The following is an 18,564-nucleotide window of genomic DNA, read 5'->3' on the forward strand; positions in this document are numbered from 1 at the left end:
GTAGAGCATAATTAAAAGGATTTAGGCATATTGAGTACGCGCTTTTTCTGAGTTGACAATATTCATGTTTAAAGGCTGTTTGCCTTGTTCAGAAAATAAATATTGAACTAATTGCGTTAACTCAACTTCAAGTTGTGCTTTTTGAGCAGCACTCATATCCAGTTTTTTAACTTGCTCGTGTAAATGTTTAATTGCATTAGTCTCTTCAATTTCTAAAAATTGAATCGCATAGGCATACCCTAGTGCAGCACCTTTTAATAGATTTTTATAAGGCAAATTATGATCTATATTCACCTCAATTGACGCAATTACTCTTTCATTATGAGTTAATTTGCGAAGTGGATCTCTAGCAACTCTTTGACAAGGGTCTTTAAAAGCATATTCACATGAGTCTAGGAAGCTTTGTGCCATGCGATCCAGATCTTTTGCATAGTTAGGTAATACAATTGCAAGCCCTTGCTTTACTTCTCTTATTAAGTTTTCTGCAAATGCTTTAACTGAATGATCACCCATGGCAACACCAATAGATTCATAACCTAGTAAAGATGCGTACCAAGCAAGCATGGCATGCACGCCGTTCCATAGACGGTTTTTGATTAATTGAATGTCTGTAATCTGATTCACCAAGACAACTTGACGCAACTTTTCAAGTAAAGGGCTGCCTTTTTCTACATAAATTGGCATATCCGTTTCGCTATGAAACAGAATTAGATCCATGCTTTGTAATATATGGCCTGGCTGAAAATTACGGCGCATGTTATCGACATATAAAGATGCCTGGTTTTGCTGGTCTTGAGTCAGTTTATTACAGTCTTCAATTTCGATTTGTTCTTCGTGTTCCACATCTTCTAAATGCTGTTCAAGGAAATTATGCTTAATACGAAGTTGGCGATATAAATTTTGATTAGATAATTTTGAAACCATGCGATTTACAACGGTGTCGCAAAAGTAATGTTCTTTTAAAATATGCTCAGTCACATCTTCATCGTTGGTCAATTCTAATAGAGCTTCTCTAAGATGTTTCATAACTAAATATTTCGCGCCGACTTTATTTAAAATAATTAGAAAAGTTAACGGCTCAATACATGTTTCAAGTGATGAGTTAAAACGTGCATATAGCCCTTTTGCGATTATTTTTGCCTCAACTTCGATGGCCTGTTCGGGTAAACACAGTGCGATCAAACTTGAATGGGTATACATCTCCAACATTTGTTGTTCATTTTCAGAATCAACAATGGTCATATTCTCAATACGTTCATCATAAGAAAATTGCCCATAGCGAATGCTATATGTTCCAAATGCATTCACAGCTTCGCGAAAAAGACTATTTCTTGTAGAAGCAATAATACGTTTTGGCTTTGTATATCCATCCCAATGTGACAAGATCTGCGCTATATAACCGCCGCCAATAGCACCGAAACCATGTATCCCCACTGTCAGTTGATTTAGGCTTTGTGGAAAAGGTTCTTGTATCTCTGGCATATCCATAACAGGGATAAATTGGTCGAGATCGGTTAAAAAGTCATACATCTGATCATAATAAAAATGTGCTTTTTCCAGCATTTCGTCATTTGGTTCTTTAATATCTTTTAATAAAATCGTTAAACCTTTTGAAGTGTGAGCTGAAGTTAAACCATTTTCAGAATCTTCAAACATAAGACACTGGTTAGCGTCTAAGTGAAGTTGACTAGCAGCTTTTAAAAAGATTTCTGGATGCGGCTTTCCTTGCTCTACTTCATCACCACAGGTAATCACATCAAAAAATTTATAAACATTCGCATTAATTAAATATTCTTCGGCAATTGCCCTACGGCTTGAAGTCGCAACGGCCATTCTTAAACCAGATTTTCGTAAACGCTCTAAAACCTGAACTAAACCCTTTTTGATAGGTACGCCGTGTTTTCGAATATATTCGAGTTCCATCTCATCAGCTTTTTTTCGAATTTCTTTATAGGGAACATTTACCCCATATAACCGTTGAGCCAATTGCTCAGCAGTAGTTGCACTTAAACCTAAACATTGCATTAAATATTCGTGTGAAAATTCCTGTCCAATGAGTTCTTGAGATGCCTGTTGCAATGTTTGAAACCGCAATCGCTCAGTGTCAAACATTGTCCCATCCATATCAAATATAGCTCCGTGAACAGGTTTTCCATGAAAAATAAGCACGTTTTTACCTCTTTTTTTGATCATGTTTTATTCAGGGTATACAAAAAAACGGCTAAAAAGGCAGGATGTTAATAAATGAAACATTAGTGGTTGTTTTTTGATCAAAAATATAATCGATCTGTTACTGGGTAGAGTTAAATATCCAAAATAGTTGAAATGTATAAATAACTATGAAATTAACTTTAACTACAAAAGCAGCAGGCCATCCTCGCCTACTGCTTTTGATTAGTTCTTTTTGTTGCGCTGATAATGTTTATTTTTCTTTGTTCCATTTACCGCTAGTTGAACCTGCCTATTTTTATAATATCCTGCAGGCGCTCACATACCAGAAATCAACTCATCTTTTTCAACATCATTGTTATTGGAGTCTCTGGTATAACTTTAAATCGCCTAAAACCCAGCATTACAGTAGTAGACGTTAATCTTAATTACTAGAACGTTTCTCAACTTTCAATATGTGTAATGATAATCATTTGCATTTAATAATGCAAGTTTATTTTATTATTTTTTTAATTTATTAAGGAATACCTATGATTTATAGATATTCCCTATCTCACTTCATATTAATAATTAAATGTATAACTGAGGCCGTAAGTACGTCCTTCAGCTGGTATACTTTCTACAAGACCATATACTTTTTCTGCTTGTTGACTATAAATAGTTCGATAGTCTCTATTCCAAACATTATATACACCAAAATCTATACGTCCTTTCCAAGCTGGAAAATGAGCCAAAACATCCATCGTGCTATAGCCTTTAATTTTTACAGCTGAAAGTGAACCATCTTTTACTGCTTCATTTGTACCTTTTATAGCAAGAATTTGCATACGAACACCATATCCTTCATCACTGTTCCACTCGGTAAAAACAGTACCTTTGATTGGTGAAACTTGAAAAGCATTCAACTCTTTCCATTTACCATCCGTATCTTTATATTGACCTCGCGTATAACCCAGTGTTCCCCCAACTTTAAACTCTTCCATAAATGGGTAGGTCGCCGTTAGTTCAGCACCATATACACGTTGGTCTTTGTCCATAACCTCAGCAACAGTTTCTTTATTACTGTTCTTGTAGAATTGAACAACTTTATCTGAGGTATTATAGAAACCCGTTATACCTAGATTTAGGCTTTGCTCCCCTTGTAAACGCCAGCCTAGTTCATAGCTGTTTACACTAATAGGTTGGATATTCGCTGTTGAGATATTAAATGCATCACGCATCATCCGTTGTACATCTGGAAAGCTAAAACCTTGAGAGAAATTAGCAAATATTTGCTGCTCATCTGTTAATTTATATATCGCTCCCAAATTGAATAAAACAGCATCGTCATTTACAGATCCGCTTGGCTGTATGCCATTTTTAGTCGAGTACTGTTCTGTTTCAGCTTTGATATATTGGTAACGAGTACCAGCCTGGACATTCATACGGTCTGTTAAAGCGTAATCACCTTGTATAAAAATGCCAGCACTTTGAATTGTTGTATTTGGACCGGCATCGGAAGTTTTACCTGTAGGTTTATAGGTCAAACCTGTATTAAACGCTGTGAAATGCTCATAATGTTGATGATCTTTTTCATGTTCATAATCTAAACCATAAGTTAGATTAAGATCACGATTCATAATATTTAAATCACTTTGTACTGTTGAACGCAGACCAGCTACTTCGATTTCAGATTGAGATTGCTTTGCTTCTGTACCTTCCCCTCCTAAAAAGACTGGAAAGAAACGAGCATCTTCTTTACGGTAATATCCTTCTAAATTTAAGACCTGACCTAAAATATCTTTATTTTGGTATTGAGTGTTGAATGCATAGCGCTCTGTAAAAGGCTGATTAGATATTTCTAAACCCTTTTTCCCAATATATGAGTTAGGCGCTCCTCCATAAATATAATTTTTCCCATAATCAGGACCATAATTCGTATCTTGTTCATCCTTATAATACTGTGCACCCAAACTTAGTGATTGGTTATCAGTTAAATCTATATTTATACGACTATTAATATCAATTGTATCAGTATCAGGACGGCTACCTTGCATAGGTGCTATAGCAATACGATCACCATGGCTATCGAACTGAGATCCGCGACTAGTGAAATTAGCCCCTAAGAAACCATTTATATTATCTTTATTAAATGAAATAGATTGGCCAATTTCATAAGCTAGACTATCACTTCGAAATGTATCGGAAGACGTAATACCAAGTTTAGTTTCAAAACTTACTGGTTTAGTCGAATCAGCACGTTTCGTAATAATATTAATAATCCCGCCGGTAGAACCTGATCCATAAATACTTGTAGCTCCTGAAAGAACTTCAATACGTTCAATCATGCCTGGACTAATACTATTTAGCTGCCGAGCAACATCGCGTGATCCATTTTGCGATACGCCGTCAATCATAATCATGACATCACGACCACGCATTGTTTGCCCATAGTTGGTAGTCGTTCCACTACTTACCCCAAGTGATGGAACCAATTGAGCCAGTATATCGGCAGTTTTTCGTCCAGCAGTTGCCTGTTGTTCAATTTGCTGCTTTTCAATCGTTTGAACTGTGCCTGCAATTTCAGCAATATTTTTGGGCGTCCTTGTCGCCGTCACTATAATTTTTTGCAATTGAGCTACAGGCTTTTGTGTCGGTTGATTATTAAGGGCTGCCTTTTCAATATTTGTATTTGCATAAACCTGCTGCGCAAATATTGCTGCTAGAGCAATACAACAAGGTTTTAATTTAAAATACCGTGATTCAGCACACATCAGATGATTTGAGTTAGCCCCAACCTTTTTGTATTGATGCATTTTCCCTTTCTCCAAACCCAAAAGTTATTAGATAGTTATAAGGCTCGGAATAATACTAAATATAAATAATAATGAGAATTGTTTTTATTAAAAAACTTGATTTAATACTACCTATCTTAAAATTAGTTAATTTAATGAGATAAGAAAAAGATTTATTTTACTCATCAAGTACATCAACAAATTGAGCATTTAAGAGTTGTGCTAGATCTTTCGGGTTTAAGCCAATATCTAGTCCCCGTTTTCCTCCACTCACATAGATTTTGCTGAACTCTTGTGCAGATGCATCAATAACGGTTTTTAAGCGCTTCTTTTGACCTAACGGGCTAATCCCTCCGACTAAATATCCCGTTAAACGTTCAGCGTCTTTAGGGTTCGCCATTTGCAATTTTTTACAGCCAAACGCCGTAGCGACTTTTTTTAAATTTAATTGGTGATTAACTGGCAATACTGCAACAAAAAAATTCTTATCATCACTCACCATTAAAGTTTTGAATACTTCCCTTACATCTAAATTTAGTTTTTTTGCTGCTTCTAATCCAAAACTTTTAGTATTTGAATCATGTTCATATTCATGAATAGAAAATTCAATTTTATTGCTTTTTAACAGTCTACATGCAGGAGTCATAATAAGTAGTGTTATAGATGAAATTATTTGGATTATAGTTTTTTTAGAAAAATTTTTAAAATTGCTTAGGCTATTTACAAGAGTTACATAAAAATTCAAACAGCAACTGAAGAAAAAATAATCTCAACTTGATATTCAGGGCTCGACTCCATATATTTTATTTAGATTTAAGTCTGAGCTGACAATTTTATGAGTTATAAACACAACAATCTGATGGCTATGCGTCACCGTTTTTGGGATGAATCTTCAGATTATGTCTTAAATGAAAAGCAGTTTTTACAGCAGACGTTAATTGAACAAGGCATCTTTAATAATGCAACACTCGAGGATGTTAAGTATTTTTTCTATACCTTACCCAGCATTATTATTGTAAAAGCTCATGCACTTGGTTTTATGCATGATTCAGTCAAACAAATGTTATTACAGCATATTCAGTCCAATCGCCTTCACTTAATGCAGAAGTCTGAATTAAAGATCCAATTTAAAATGTAATTTAAGTTTTTGTGAAAGATCTGTTTTTGCCCTAGTTTTACTCACCTGAACGCTGTAAGTTTCTTAAATTTTAAAATTGCTTAGGCTATTTTAAAGTTAATGAAATAAAGATAGCCATTTCGACTGATCATTCAGTCTGAGAGAACTATTTTAATACGCTCAAAACATGTAATATTCGTTACAATTTTAGATCACCAGCGTTTGGCTGCATGATGCGCATAGGATTCTATTTTCATGTCAAATCAGAAAGATAAGCTTAAGAGTTTAAAAACTTCTTCCATGGATCGACGCTTATCAATCGCGAAAGCTTCTTTACTTGCAGGAACACGTTGGGCAACTGCAAGTGCCTCTTCTTTATTTTCTAATGAGGAAGAAAAAGAAAAGAAACGCAAAAAAGCGATGAGCGAGCAAGCTAATTATCTGGTTTCTGAAATAGGTAAACTTAAGGGTTCTATTGTTAAGATTGGCCAAATGATGGCCCTTTATGGTGAACATTTTTTACCTGAAGAAATTACACAAGCATTAAACACCCTAAATAACCAGACAGTTGCTTTAGATTGGCCTGCAATTAAGCCGCATCTTCAAGAGCAATTGGGCGCTAAATTAAATGATTTAACAATTGATCATGAGCCAATTGGTACGGCCTCTCTCGCACAAGTACACCGTGCAACGCGTAAATCAGATGGTTTAGAGTTAGTTTTAAAGATTCAATATCCGGGCGTTGCAAATGCTATTGACTCCGATATGAGCTTGTTTAAAAACATGCTTAAACTGACGCGTATGGTTCCACAAACCCGTGAATTTGATCAGTGGTTTGATGAAGTACGTGAAATGATGCATCGTGAAGTTGACTATGATGTTGAAGCTGCCACTACTCGTCGCTTTGGTGAACGCTTAAAAGATGATGAGCGCTATATTGTTCCTACAATTGTAGATGAATATTGCACAAATCAAGTGCTCTGCATGACTTTTGAACGTGGTGTGCCAATTAATAGCCCTGTGATGTTGTCATTACCTCAAGAACGTCGTAATCAACTCGGTGAAGCGTCATTAGAGATTGCGGTTCGTGAAATTTTTGAATGGGGTGAAATGCAAACTGACCCTAACTTTGGTAATTACCTTGTTCGTTTAGGTAATGGCCAAGACATTCAAGACAAAATTGTATTATTAGATTTTGGTGCTATTCGCCAGTTTGATGAACACTTGCTATCAGTTGCCCGTCAACTCATTCAGGCAGGTTATCAACATAATAAAGATGCAATGGTCAAAGCCATGACTGGTTACGAGTTCTTTGATGCGATGCCTGAAAGTATTAAACCAAGTATGGCTGATGTCTTTTTACTTGCAACAGAAGCATTCAGTACTCCTGCAAATAACCCAGATATGCCCGCTGGTCTTATGGATGAACACGAACGTTATGACTGGAAGAAAAGCCAGCTCCATAGCCGTGTTATGCAACAAGCTAGTAAATCAATGGCTTCACGTTATTTTTCGGTTCCGCCAAAAGAGTTTATGTTTATTAGCCGTAAATTCATTGGAGCCTACACATTTATGACGGTTATTGATGCAAAAACCAATGTACGACGTATGATTCGTAACTTTGCTTGATTTAATGAAAGACTAGAATGATTCCATGTCATTCTAGTCAATCCTTCTCGGCTCCCCAACATTACAATTATTTTAAATAAATAAAATCAAAAACTTATAATTTTCTTATTTTCTATTTACCATTTATCTACTCATTTTTCGAATGTCAGTAACGACATAGTTTTTTAATATAAGGCGTGTCAGCATAAAACAATAACAATGTGTTAGGACACCATAATCATGACAAGTATGATCAATAAAGCTCAGGGTTTGGGTTTATCGCTGATCACAAGATTGGCTGGAAGCGATGTACTTGATCAACTCAAGTTGCGTAAATTTGTTGAAAAATCTCTTTATCAAGGTTCAAAAGCTGGCTTTAGAGCATTAACGCAGACTCAAAAAGCATTTAAGCCCAAGCAAATCTCTCAACAACGTTTACCTCGCCAACAAAAAAATTTATTTGATTTAAGTTTAACCGAAGAACAACAAATGACTTCTGAAGCAATGTCTCAATTTGCTCAAGAGGTTTTATTGGGGTTAGCTCATAATGCCGATCAGGAAGCTCAGTTTCCTGAAACTCTTTGGCAATATGTTGAAGATTTAGGACTTAACTACTATGCACTTCCAGAAGCACTCGGTGGAGTAGCGGCCGAACAAAATATCTTTAGTAACTTATTAATTGCTGAAAAACTAGCTGAAGGTGATTTCACTCTTACAGCAGGATTACTCAGTACATTTAGCGTTATTAATGCAATCACACGTTGGGGTTCTGCTGAAGTTCAGTCGATGTACCTACCATGTTTTGCAGAAGACTCAGACATTACAGCAACTTTTGCTGTTCAAGAAACAACTCCAGCATTTAACCCTTATGTTTTAAAAACAAAAGCATCACTTGAAAATGATCAGTTTTTTATTGATGGTGAAAAAACATTAGTGATTTTAGGCGATTTAGCTGATGTATTTTTAGTAAGTGCAGACTTTAACGGCAAGCCAGACGTATTCGTCGTGCAGTGTAATGAAACAATTTCAATAAAAAACACTCCGGCCATGGGTCTTAAAGCCACAGAAACAGCAACTCTTCGCTTTAATCACACTCCTGCTCTACGTTTAGGTGCAACAGATTTTGATTACACAGCCTTTGTAGATTTAGGCAACTTAATGTGGTGTGCAATGGCTGTAGGTACATGTGAAGCTGTAAAAGCTTACTGTATTAAATATGCCAATGAACGAACTGCATTCGGTGAACCTATTTCACATCGTCAAAGTGTCGCTTTCATGATTGCAGATATGGCAATTGAAATTGATGCAATGCGTATGTTGATTTTAAATGCAGCAAGCCTTGCAGAGTCAGGCAAGCCATTTCACCGCGAAGCTTACTTAGCTCATCTACTTTGTGCTGAAAAATCCATGAAAATTGGTACAGACGGTGTGCAAATTCTTGGTGGACATGGTTTCACAAAAGAACATCCAGTTGAACGTTGGTACCGCGATTTACGGGCTACTGCAATTTTACAATCTGGCTTACATGCTTAAATGATCAATCAGAGGATACTTTAATGAATTTACAAAATCCAAAAAAATTCAAAATGATGATTGATCAGGCACATGATGTTGCGATCAATGTTTTACGCCCTATTTCTCGCAAATATGATAAAGCTGAACATGCATATCCAAAAGAACTTGATATGCTTGCCTCCCTCATTGATGGCATGAATGAAGGTGGTGAAGGAATTAATGCTGGTGCTGCGGGTGCTGGAAAGCGCGGTGATACCGACAATGAAGGTATTCGCAATGGAACCAACATGTCGACCGCTCTTGGAATTATTGAGATGTGTTATGGCGATACAGGCTTATTACTGAGTATGCCTCGTCAGGGTCTTGGAAACTCAGCAATTGCTGCTGTGGCAAATGATGAACAATTGGAGCGTTTCAAAGGAACATGGGCAGCAATGGCCATCACAGAACCTGGTTGTGGCTCCGACTCTGCCGCTATCCGTACCACAGCAACCAAAGATGGCAATGACTACATTCTAAATGGTGAAAAGATTTTTGTGACCTCAGGTGAACGAGCAGACTCTGTCGTTGTTTGGGCTACACTTGATCGTAAACTTGGCCGTGCAGCGATTAAATCATTTGTAGTGCCCAAAGGTACGCCTGGCATGAAGGTCGAACGTCTCGAACATAAATTAGGAATTAAAGCTTCAGATACAGCAGTCATCAGTTTTATTGACTGCCGTGTACCTGCTGAGAACCTTTTGGGTAATGCCGAAGTGGATGTCGCTAAAGGTTTTGCTGGAGTAATGGAAACTTTTGACAATACTCGGCCTTTAGTTGCAGCAATGGCAATCGGTTGTGCAAAAGCTTCACTAGAGCGTATTAAAGAGATTTTTAAAGATCAGCTTGATCCTAACTACTCGACTCCCTACCTACATGCTTCTAACCTTGCAGCTCAAATCTACCATATGGAGGCTGAATGGGAAGCTGCTCGTCTGCTCATGTTAAAAGCAACATGGATGGCTGATAATAAAAAGCCAAATTCTAAAGAAGCATCTATTGCAAAAGCAAAAGCAGGTCGTGTTGGTAACGAGATCACTTTAAAATGTGTCGAGTTAGCAGCAAGTGTTGGCTATAACGAAGATGAACTACTTGAGAAATGGGCACGTGATTCAAAAATTCTTGATATTTTTGAAGGTACTCAGCAAATTCAACAATTAATTATTGCACGTCGTGAGCTTGGTAAATCTTCTAGTGAATTAAAATAAAAAAGATGCAAGAGAATCTAAACTCTCTTGGTTCATAACGCTAAGATTTATCTAAAAAATAAAACCCTCTAATCAAATGATTAGAGGGTTTCGTATTTCAGGAATATATTATTTATTCAATTTTTATGCTTCTAAGGATTTATCTACTGCACCAAATTTTTTGAAGATTTTTGCACGTCGTTTTGGTGAAATATTCGCTTTGTTCAAATCACCTTTATAGTGATCAAAAACTCGCTTATCCATTATTTTGAACCACAACGAAGGAATTAACGCAGGTAATAACATACTTGCATAACCACTTGGTAATTCTGGCGCCTCATCAAAATGACGTAATGCTTGGAAAGGACGAGTCGGATAAGCATGATGATCTGAGTGACGCTGCAACTGGTACAGAAATAAGTTTGTTACTACATTATTGTTGTTCCAGCTATGCTCTGGCATTGTGCGCTCATATTGACCATTTTCTTTTTTCTGACGTAGTAAACCATAATGTTCAATATAGTTAATAATTTCAAAAAGACTAATGCCGTAAAATGCTTGTGTCGCTAAATATGGAATTGTGCTTTTACCAAAAATTCCCACCATAGAAGCATGGAAAGCAGCGCTCATTCCCCAGCCCTGTAATAATTCATTATCTGCTGACCAGAACTCTTTTCCTTTACGTTTTAAACGATTTTTCTCGATTTCAATTGCAGATTTAAAAGAACCTACAACTGTACGTGGCCAGAACTCATAAAATGTTTCACCCATCCGTGAAGAAGCCGGATCTTCAGGAGTTGCTGCACGTTTATGGTGTCCATAAGGATGTTCGATACGGAAATGGTTATAACCTGTAGGAACCAAAGCAAGATGAGATAAAATATGATCAATACGATCATGCTTATGACTTAATTCATGGGCTGTATTAATTGCAATACCATTAATTGCACCCATTGAAATACCAAGCAAAATTTTATCAATAAATGAAGTAGTTTTACGGCTTGTTAAATAACATGCGTAAACGTTTGCTGCATATTGTAATGGGATAAAGCTCTTCACTAAACGTGAGTAATACGGATCTTTTTCAAGAAGCTTAATTTCTTCATCGGTTGGATTACGTGCATCTTTACCAATAATCGTATCAATTGCAGGAATCACAACATGTAATAATAGTGGACCACCTAAAGCGAAAACTTTTTTTAATGGGCGTGGGCCAAAATGGTAACCAGCTAAAATACCTAAACCAATTACAGGTAGAGCTGGACTAATCATCCATAAATAGCGCTTACGATCTATCTCACGCATAGACGCTGGCACTGGCATAAGTTCTTGCTGAACATTTACTGGTGCATTCATAGTCATATTTCCTTTTTCTATATATCTATATAGTTAAAGAAATAGTACTTACTTAACAGTAGTAACCGTCCAAAAAACCTATTTCAAAGTCTTTGGCATTTTCTTCCACTTTTTTGTCCTAAAAACACATGTTGATCTATTCTCATAGCTCACTATAATTTTATTAAAATAATGATTGATCATTTAAAGATGGATGCACTAAGTAAATTTTTTGATGATATTCACCTTAATAAGTCTGAATACATCTATTTAAAAGCACAAGGAGAATGGGCTTTTAAAACACAAGATCAATCTGCTTTACTTGCCTATATTGTTTTAACTGGTTCAGTATATATTCAACTTAATGCGTCAGAAAAAATAATTGCGACAGCTGGTGATATTATTTTAATTCCTTCTGGAAAAGCACATAATGCCACCGACTCAAAATCAACAGCAACTAAATTAGTAGATTCTCTAGATATTACTTCACTTTTTAATGGCCATAGACAAGACGCGATCGAGTTTGGTACTTCTTCTCCAGATAAAACATTATTACTATGTTTACGCTGTCAGATCGATACTCATATGGCAGGTCCTTTGATTAATGCATTGCCTTCTATCATGCATATTCAGCACGAAAATCAAACCAACCCACCAGAATGGCTACAAATTGGGCTTTATTTTTTAGCAATTGAAACTCAAAAAATCAGGCCGGGACATGACAAAATTATTGATCATTTAGTCAGTATTCTTCTCATTGAGTGCATTCGTGATCATGTTCAACAAATGACTGATCAACAAAACTGGCTAAGTGCGTTAACCCATCCTGAATTGAGTAATGCCCTATCCGCTATTCATAGCCAACCAGAAGTCGCTTGGACAGTTGAATCTTTAGCAGAACGATGCTGTATGTCACGGTCCAAATTCGCAAATCTATTTAATAGTATTATTGGGGAACCACCTCTAACTTATTTGCAACATTACCGTTTTCGTTTAGCAAGTCAGTACTTACGCACAAGTAATTTTTCAATTCAGCAAATATCAAACAAAGTCGGCTATTCATCCGAGACTGCTTTTAGTCAGGCCTTTAAAAGAATTTTTGATTTATCACCTAAACAATATCGACAGCAATATATCGAACATCATCTCGATTAATAGAAAATAAAAAAAGCGCCGAAGCGCTTTTTTTATTTGATCAAATTATTATTTAATTTTTGCATGTGATTTTAAATATTGGCTGTAATCTTCCAATATTTGTTGACCACGAGATTGACGATAAAGTTGTTTTAGCTGTTGTAATTGATCAGCAGGAATAGCATTAGCGGCTGATGAATTTACATTTGAAACTGCAACGACTACCAGCTCATTTGGTAAGTTTGCTGTTGTAACAGACCACATACCCGGTTTAGGGGTAGCTAAACTAAATGCTGCACGTTCAATTTCACGCTTTAAACCCTGTGAACGACTAAATACGCCAGCTGATTCAAATGCGACTTTATTTTTAGCAACTACTTGTTCTGCTGGTTGAGTTTTAAACTCAGTCAACATGGTAGCAATTTTTGCTTGGGCTGCTTTACGCGCTTTTGCATCGATAACTTTGGCTTTTGCTTCATTCATCGCTTGCGCTAATGGTTTTACACCAGCTGCGTGGTAATCACGCACTTTAACCCATACCGTATCACCATTTGCTAATTGAATATTAGATGATGCATTACGGTCACCATTTTTCACATCATCATTAAATAACTTAATTTTGACACTTGGATCACTTAAATATGGGTTTTGAGTTGCTAAAGTTACACCATTCAATGATTCAACTTTTGCACCTTTTACTTCTTGTACAACAGCTTCTAAAGAATCATTACCAACAATTGTTTCATTCAAACTGTTTACGGCATCTGAATAAACCGTAGCAACTTTATTCTTTTCAACCTCAGCCGTTAAACGCGCTTTCTCAGCTTCAAATGAAGGGATTTGGTTAGCTTGAGTTTCTGCTTCAATAATATGATAACCATATTGTGTTTTTACTGGCTGCGAAACTTGTCCATTTTTCAAACTTAAAACAGTTTTATCAAATGCATCCGAGAAAACACCTGGAGCATATGCTTCAACTAAACCACCTTTTGCTTTTGAACTAGGATCTTCAGAGAACTGCGATGCAGCTTGTGCAAACGAAAGACCACCCTGAATTTTCGCATAAACTTCTTTTGCAAGTTTTTGAGCAGCGGCATCATCACGAGCATCAGTAGTAATTAAAATGTGCTTTACAGTTCGTTTAGCATCTTTTTTCTGAGTTTCAACAAACTTTGCATAAGCTTGCTGAAGTTCAGCTTCGGTTGCAGGAGCTGGTTTAGTCATCATTGATGGAGATAAGACAACATAATCAACATCAACTGAAGCCTGTTGCTTAAATTCATTTTGATGCTTGTTATAGTAATCTGTAGCTTCTTGATTAGATGCCGTTAAACCTGTTTTGTAAGCATCTAATTTAATACTAGCTAAATGTAACGTACGTTGTTCAGTTTGCAAATTCGCAATTTGCATTAGATCAACTTTGCTTACTAAAGAGTAATCAGCAAACGTTGACGTTAACATTTTCAAAGCATGATCTTGACGTAGGCTTGCTATTAAACCCTGACTCGTCATGCCAATAGAACGTAAGTAATTTTCATAGAGTTTTTGTGAGAATTGACCATTCTCTTGCAAACTAGGCTGCTGAGCTAACATTTGCTCAATTTGAGCATCACTCAAAGAGATACCTAATTTTTCTGCTTGCTGTATTAATAGATTACGTGACACCAAAATATCGAGTGCCTTAGCCTGAATGACAGGCAAATTAAGTAAACTTTCATCCCCTTTAACAGCAGCTAAATATTGTTCTTTGTAAGACTGAGTTAAAGTTTCAAGGTCTTTTTTAGATATTTCTTGGCCGTTTACTGTTTTTGCAACATCAGCCTTGTTTCCCCTATTAAAATATCCTTCAATACCTACAAGTGCTAAAGGGGTCAAAAACAAAATTAGAAGGACTTTGCCGAGCCAACCCTTAATGACTGTACGAAACGATTCCATAAGTATTCCAATATTTTATTTCGAGGAGAATTTTAACTGAAAAACCACAATCAATGAATGAGCAATATTGGTCAATTCAGATATTTAATAAAAAACGCGCCTATATTGGCGCGTTTATTCATCTTAAAAGATTAAGCTACTGAATCTTTAAGACCTTTACCAGCTTTAAAGCTAGGTACTTTAGTTGCTTTAATTTGAAGCTCTTCACCAGTTTTAGGGTTACGACCAGTGCGTGCAGCACGTTCTTTAACACTGAAAGTACCAAAACCAACTAAAGTTACTGTGTCACCTTTTTTAAGTGCTTCAGTAATTGACGCAATTGTCGCATCGAGTGCCTTGCCTGCATCAGTCTTAGATACTCCCCCTTTTTCAGCAATTGCATCGATTAATTCTGATTTATTCATGAATAAAACATCCTCTTAATATCGTTTGTTTAAGGTCCAAGGCTATAGTTTAAAAGGCCATGACGCCTTTATAGCAATGCTTTAGGGGAAAACGCAATACTAGAGCAGGGCTTTTAGCAAAAATAAATGCTAAAAAACTGTTATATATTTGCTAAATCCCAACATTTTTTTACTTTTTATTCAATTTTTCTTTCAAATGTTGATTTTCTTCTATTAAAGCATCCACCTTAATATGCAGTTGTACAAGCAGCTGTTCGATGTGTTGCAAATCTTTCGGCGTCACCAACCCAATACGGTTTAAAGAGTGATTAACACTCGTATCAAGAATCTTTTCTACTCTGTCTTTTGTTTCAGAAACAGACTCTTTTGCTTTTTCTGTGACCTTGCCAACAGTATTGTCTGCCAAGTCTCCAGTTTTTGATTCTAGCTCCTCACCCACTTTAACCAAAGAATCAAAGAGCTTATTTCCCTCTTCTTCCGCACGTGAAAAAGCACCAAGTCCTGCTAGCCAAATTTGCTTAGTATACTTCCTAAAATCTAAAGCTGATTTTCTTGAACTTTTTGATTTTAATTTATTTTTTTCTTCCGACTCTTCTATCTGGGTATCTGTATTTGCATTATCCATTAATCTAAACTCCTAATCAGATGAGAGAAATGATGACTGATTTGACCACAAAATATTTCTATAATATCAAAGTAAAGACTTGATCCATTTACAAAACTGTTCTACAAAGCAAATAAGTCATGTAAATATATTTAACACGACATTGTGTTAAGTTTGGGATAGGATGTCCCATTCTTCGGTTAATTGCTATTTCTAAGGATAAACTTTTATGAGTGAAACGCAACAAAGACAAAAACATCCGCGTCTGTTGCTGAATATTGTTCTAATTATTTTAGAAACTTTTTTTTCATTTATTCTCACCCACGATGGTGCTCTTCGCTTGCAAGCGAAAAAGTTTATTTTGAACAAAACAACGATTCGTATTAATAGCTATCTACCTTTCTTTGACTTCTATGTTCAATTTACAGAAAAAGGTTTGTTATTCGATATTCATTCTTTTGATAGACGTATTGATCTTGAGATCAATAGTACACTTATCGATTTAATTAAAATTTTTGGCTTTTCTAACCAACGCAGTCTTAAAAATATGCGTATTGATGGTGATGAGGAAACGAAAAAGGAACTTCTAGATTTAATTTCTCATTTAACTCTTCCAAAATTGTTAGTTGACTGGAAACAGTGGTTTAACACTTCAGATGATGAAGCTGAAACCCTTGCTTCACGTAAACGGATCGCTCCATTACTTGAGAAAATTGATCAACAACGATCAGAGATCAACTCCCTTCACGTGGAAATTAAACAGTATCAAAATCGAATTACTCGCTTACAACAACGTCAACGAAATATTAACTTCTCCTTTGGTATAATTAGCCTAATATTTATTGTTTATTTCATATATAATTTGTGGGTTGCCTAATTTATTTTTCTATTTTGTTCTTACACTTGAATTAAAAATAAAAAAACTTGACTATTTTAGTCGGGATTCATAAAATCCTATTATCTAGTCTTAACATGTGTATCGAATCATGCGCCTTACAACTCGCGGTCGCTACGCAGTGACTGCTCTACTTGATTTAGCTTTGCAGCCAACTGAACAAACGATCACGCTCGCCGAAATTGCCGCACGTCAATCCATTTCAGTTGCTTATTTAGAACAGTTATTCGCAAAACTTAAGCGTCATGGGTTAGTTTCTAGTGTTCGTGGTGCAAATGGTGGTTACCATTTGGCTCGAAATGCTGATGAAATTACTGTGTTAGAAATTATTGAAGCTGTAAATGAAACGGTTGATGCAACACGTTGTGACCATAAAGGTAACTGCCAAAATGGTGCAATGTGTCTCACTCATGATTTATGGCAAGAACTCTCTCATCATATTGCCGACTATTTAGCAAAAATCTCTCTTGCCGACCTCATTAGCCGAGACAACGTTCAAACTGTTGCATTACGCCAAAATGTGACTGGCACAGATTCAGCTCTTTTATCGGGTACAGGTATTTGATATGAAACGTCCAATTTATCTTGATTACGCAGCAACCACTCCAGTAGATCCGCAAGTTGCAGAACGTATGATGGAGTGTTTAACTTTCGACGGTACCTTTGGTAATGCTGCGTCTCGTTCGCACGCTTATGGCTGGCAGGCAGAAGAAAAAGTTGAATATGCACGTGAGCAAGTAGCAAATTTAATTAAAGCTGATCCACGTGAAATTGTTTGGACTTCTGGTGCAACTGAATCAGATAACCTTGCCCTTAAAGGTGTAGCTCAATTCTATGCATCTAAAGGCAAACATATCATTACAAGTAAAATTGAACACAAAGCTGTTCTAGATCCTTGTCGTGAATTAGAAGAACAAGGTTTTGAAATTACTTATTTAGAGCCAGAACCACAAACAGGCTTAATCACTCCTGAAATGGTTAAGGCTGCCCTTCGCCCAGATACTATTCTTGTTTCTCTTATGATGGTAAACAATGAAATCGGTACAGTTACAGATGTAGCGGCGATTGGTGAATTAACACGTGCCAACAAAACATTTTTCCACGTAGATGCAGCGCAAGCAGCTGGTAAAGTTGATATCGACTTATCTACGATGAAAATTGACCTTATGAGTTTCTCTGCTCATAAAATTTATGGTCCAAAAGGTATCGGCGCATTATATGTACGTCGTAGCCCGCGTGTTCGTCTAAAAGCACAGATTCATGGTGGTGGCCATGAGCGTGGTATGCGTTCTGGTACTTTGGCTACTCACCAAATCGTTGGTATGGGTGAAGCTTTTGAAATTGCAGGCAAAACAATGCATGCAGAACAAGAGCGTCTCCGTAAACTTCGTGACAAACTTTGGAACGGTTTACAAGACCTTGAACAAGTGTTCTTAAATGGTCACCCAACTCAAAACGTTGCAAACTATTTAAATGTTAGCTTCAACTTTGTTGAAGGTGAATCTTTAATGATGTCTCTTAAAGATGCTGCTGTATCAAGTGGTTCTGCTTGTACTTCTGCAACTTTAGAGCCTTCATATGTTCTTCGCGCATTAGGTTTATCTGATGAGCTAGCACACAGCTCAATCCGCTTTAGTTTTGGTAAATACACAACTGAAGAAGACATTGACCACGTGCTTACAATTACCAAAGCCGCTGTTGAGAAATTACGTGAACTTTCTCCGCTTTGGGATATGTACAAAGAAGGTATCGATCTTTCTACAGTTGAATGGGCAGAACACTAATTATTGAAATTAGTGTTTTAACCCTCATATTAATATTAGGCTGACCCCGAGGTTTGGAGAAGCG

General features: G+C 36.5%; 15 protein-coding genes. 8 read left to right on the plus strand and 7 right to left on the minus strand.

From position 1 onward, the window contains the following. Positions 1–21: 21 nt before the first annotated feature. The 3 genes from mtlD to ybaK form a co-directional block, all read right to left on the minus strand. Positions 22–2,169, minus strand: a complete 2,148-nt coding sequence (gene mtlD / locus AC52J8_RS09600) for a bifunctional mannitol-1-phosphate dehydrogenase/phosphatase (protein WP_197738919.1) — start codon at positions 2,167–2,169, stop codon at positions 22–24. 563 nt (positions 2,170–2,732) lie between these two features. Then, a complete protein-coding gene (locus AC52J8_RS09605) occupies positions 2,733–4,964 on the minus strand; it encodes a TonB-dependent receptor (RefSeq protein ID WP_086398972.1) in 2,232 nt (743 codons plus the stop codon). A 157-nt stretch (positions 4,965–5,121) separates the two neighbouring features. Further along, a complete protein-coding gene (gene ybaK / locus AC52J8_RS09610; protein WP_086398971.1) occupies positions 5,122–5,589 on the minus strand; it encodes a Cys-tRNA(Pro) deacylase in 468 nt (155 codons plus the stop codon). Between the two features lie 189 nt (positions 5,590–5,778). On the opposite strand from ybaK, the gene AC52J8_RS09615 reads away from it, so the two are divergent. The 4 genes from AC52J8_RS09615 (at position 5,779) to AC52J8_RS09630 (ending at position 10,430) form a co-directional block, all read left to right on the plus strand. After that, positions 5,779–6,081, plus strand: a complete 303-nt coding sequence (locus AC52J8_RS09615; RefSeq protein ID WP_005076193.1) for a hypothetical protein — start codon at positions 5,779–5,781, stop codon at positions 6,079–6,081. Positions 6,082–6,315: 234 nt separating this feature from the next. Next, positions 6,316–7,689 carry an ABC1 kinase family protein gene (locus tag AC52J8_RS09620; protein ID WP_086398970.1) on the plus strand — a complete coding sequence of 458 codons (1,374 nt, stop codon included), beginning with the start codon at positions 6,316–6,318 and terminating at the stop codon, positions 7,687–7,689. 228 nt (positions 7,690–7,917) lie between these two features. After that, a complete protein-coding gene (locus tag AC52J8_RS09625; protein WP_496538915.1) occupies positions 7,918–9,201 on the plus strand; it encodes an acyl-CoA dehydrogenase family protein in 1,284 nt (427 codons plus the stop codon). 23 nt (positions 9,202–9,224) lie between these two features. Continuing rightward, positions 9,225–10,430, plus strand: a complete 1,206-nt coding sequence (locus AC52J8_RS09630) for an acyl-CoA dehydrogenase family protein (RefSeq protein ID WP_064784103.1) — start codon at positions 9,225–9,227, stop codon at positions 10,428–10,430. Positions 10,431–10,553: 123 nt separating this feature from the next. Here the strand turns inward: AC52J8_RS09630 and AC52J8_RS09635 are convergent, their stop codons facing one another. Beyond that, positions 10,554–11,765 (minus strand): alkane 1-monooxygenase, encoded by a 1,212-nt coding sequence (locus AC52J8_RS09635; protein ID WP_057070758.1) that lies wholly within the window; start codon positions 11,763–11,765, stop codon positions 10,554–10,556. A gap of 189 nt (positions 11,766–11,954) precedes the next feature. Here AC52J8_RS09635 and AC52J8_RS09640 point away from each other — a divergent pair, with 189 nt between their 5' ends. Then, positions 11,955–12,899 (plus strand): AraC family transcriptional regulator, encoded by a 945-nt coding sequence (locus AC52J8_RS09640; protein ID WP_016803370.1) that lies wholly within the window; start codon positions 11,955–11,957, stop codon positions 12,897–12,899. Positions 12,900–12,947: 48 nt separating this feature from the next. Here AC52J8_RS09640 and AC52J8_RS09645 read toward each other — a convergent pair whose 3' ends face one another. From AC52J8_RS09645 to AC52J8_RS09655, 3 genes are all read right to left on the minus strand, one after another. Continuing rightward, positions 12,948–14,813: a SurA N-terminal domain-containing protein gene (locus AC52J8_RS09645; RefSeq protein ID WP_064784102.1), complete on the minus strand. Its 1,866-nt coding sequence runs from the start codon at positions 14,811–14,813 to the stop codon at positions 12,948–12,950. A gap of 131 nt (positions 14,814–14,944) precedes the next feature. After that, complete coding sequence (locus AC52J8_RS09650; protein WP_001043034.1) at positions 14,945–15,217, minus strand: HU family DNA-binding protein; 273 nt, start codon at positions 15,215–15,217, stop codon at positions 14,945–14,947. 169 nt (positions 15,218–15,386) lie between these two features. Continuing rightward, the gene (locus AC52J8_RS09655; RefSeq protein ID WP_002117904.1) at positions 15,387–15,842 is read right to left on the minus strand and encodes a phasin family protein; all 456 of its coding nucleotides are present in this window, start codon (positions 15,840–15,842) and stop codon (positions 15,387–15,389) included. 208 nt (positions 15,843–16,050) lie between these two features. Between AC52J8_RS09655 and AC52J8_RS09660 the strand changes: the two genes are divergently transcribed. From AC52J8_RS09660 to AC52J8_RS09670, 3 genes are all read left to right on the plus strand, one after another. Then, positions 16,051–16,698, plus strand: coding sequence for a hypothetical protein (locus tag AC52J8_RS09660; RefSeq protein ID WP_068526985.1), 648 nt, complete (start codon positions 16,051–16,053; stop codon positions 16,696–16,698). Positions 16,699–16,807: 109 nt separating this feature from the next. Continuing rightward, complete coding sequence (locus tag AC52J8_RS09665; RefSeq protein ID WP_002117915.1) at positions 16,808–17,281, plus strand: Rrf2 family transcriptional regulator; 474 nt, start codon at positions 16,808–16,810, stop codon at positions 17,279–17,281. Position 17,282: 1 nt separating this feature from the next. Beyond that, positions 17,283–18,500 (plus strand): IscS subfamily cysteine desulfurase, encoded by a 1,218-nt coding sequence (locus tag AC52J8_RS09670; protein ID WP_002117998.1) that lies wholly within the window; start codon positions 17,283–17,285, stop codon positions 18,498–18,500. Positions 18,501–18,564 lie beyond the last annotated feature (64 nt).

The sequence above is a fragment of the Acinetobacter sp. S-1 genome, assembly GCF_059579785.1.

Bases quoted from the DNA above. Each gene is read 5' to 3' on its own strand.
- AC52J8_RS09605 (WP_086398972.1), bottom strand. From the start codon at position 4,964: ATGCATCAATACAAAAAGGTTGGGGCTAACTCAAATCATCTGATGTGT.
- ybaK (WP_086398971.1), bottom strand. From the start codon at position 5,589: ATGACTCCTGCATGTAGACTGTTAAAAAGCAATAAAATTGAATTTTCT.
- AC52J8_RS09615 (WP_005076193.1), top strand. From the start codon at position 5,779: ATGAGTTATAAACACAACAATCTGATGGCTATGCGTCACCGTTTTTGG.
- AC52J8_RS09620 (WP_086398970.1), top strand. From the start codon at position 6,316: ATGTCAAATCAGAAAGATAAGCTTAAGAGTTTAAAAACTTCTTCCATG.
- AC52J8_RS09625 (WP_496538915.1), top strand. From the start codon at position 7,918: ATGATCAATAAAGCTCAGGGTTTGGGTTTATCGCTGATCACAAGATTG.
- AC52J8_RS09630 (WP_064784103.1), top strand. From the start codon at position 9,225: ATGAATTTACAAAATCCAAAAAAATTCAAAATGATGATTGATCAGGCA.
- AC52J8_RS09635 (WP_057070758.1), bottom strand. From the start codon at position 11,765: ATGAATGCACCAGTAAATGTTCAGCAAGAACTTATGCCAGTGCCAGCG.
- AC52J8_RS09640 (WP_016803370.1), top strand. From the start codon at position 11,955: ATGGATGCACTAAGTAAATTTTTTGATGATATTCACCTTAATAAGTCT.
- AC52J8_RS09645 (WP_064784102.1), bottom strand. From the start codon at position 14,813: ATGGAATCGTTTCGTACAGTCATTAAGGGTTGGCTCGGCAAAGTCCTT.
- AC52J8_RS09650 (WP_001043034.1), bottom strand. From the start codon at position 15,217: ATGAATAAATCAGAATTAATCGATGCAATTGCTGAAAAAGGGGGAGTA.
- AC52J8_RS09655 (WP_002117904.1), bottom strand. From the start codon at position 15,842: ATGGATAATGCAAATACAGATACCCAGATAGAAGAGTCGGAAGAAAAA.
- AC52J8_RS09660 (WP_068526985.1), top strand. From the start codon at position 16,051: ATGAGTGAAACGCAACAAAGACAAAAACATCCGCGTCTGTTGCTGAAT.
- AC52J8_RS09665 (WP_002117915.1), top strand. From the start codon at position 16,808: ATGCGCCTTACAACTCGCGGTCGCTACGCAGTGACTGCTCTACTTGAT.
- AC52J8_RS09670 (WP_002117998.1), top strand. From the start codon at position 17,283: ATGAAACGTCCAATTTATCTTGATTACGCAGCAACCACTCCAGTAGAT.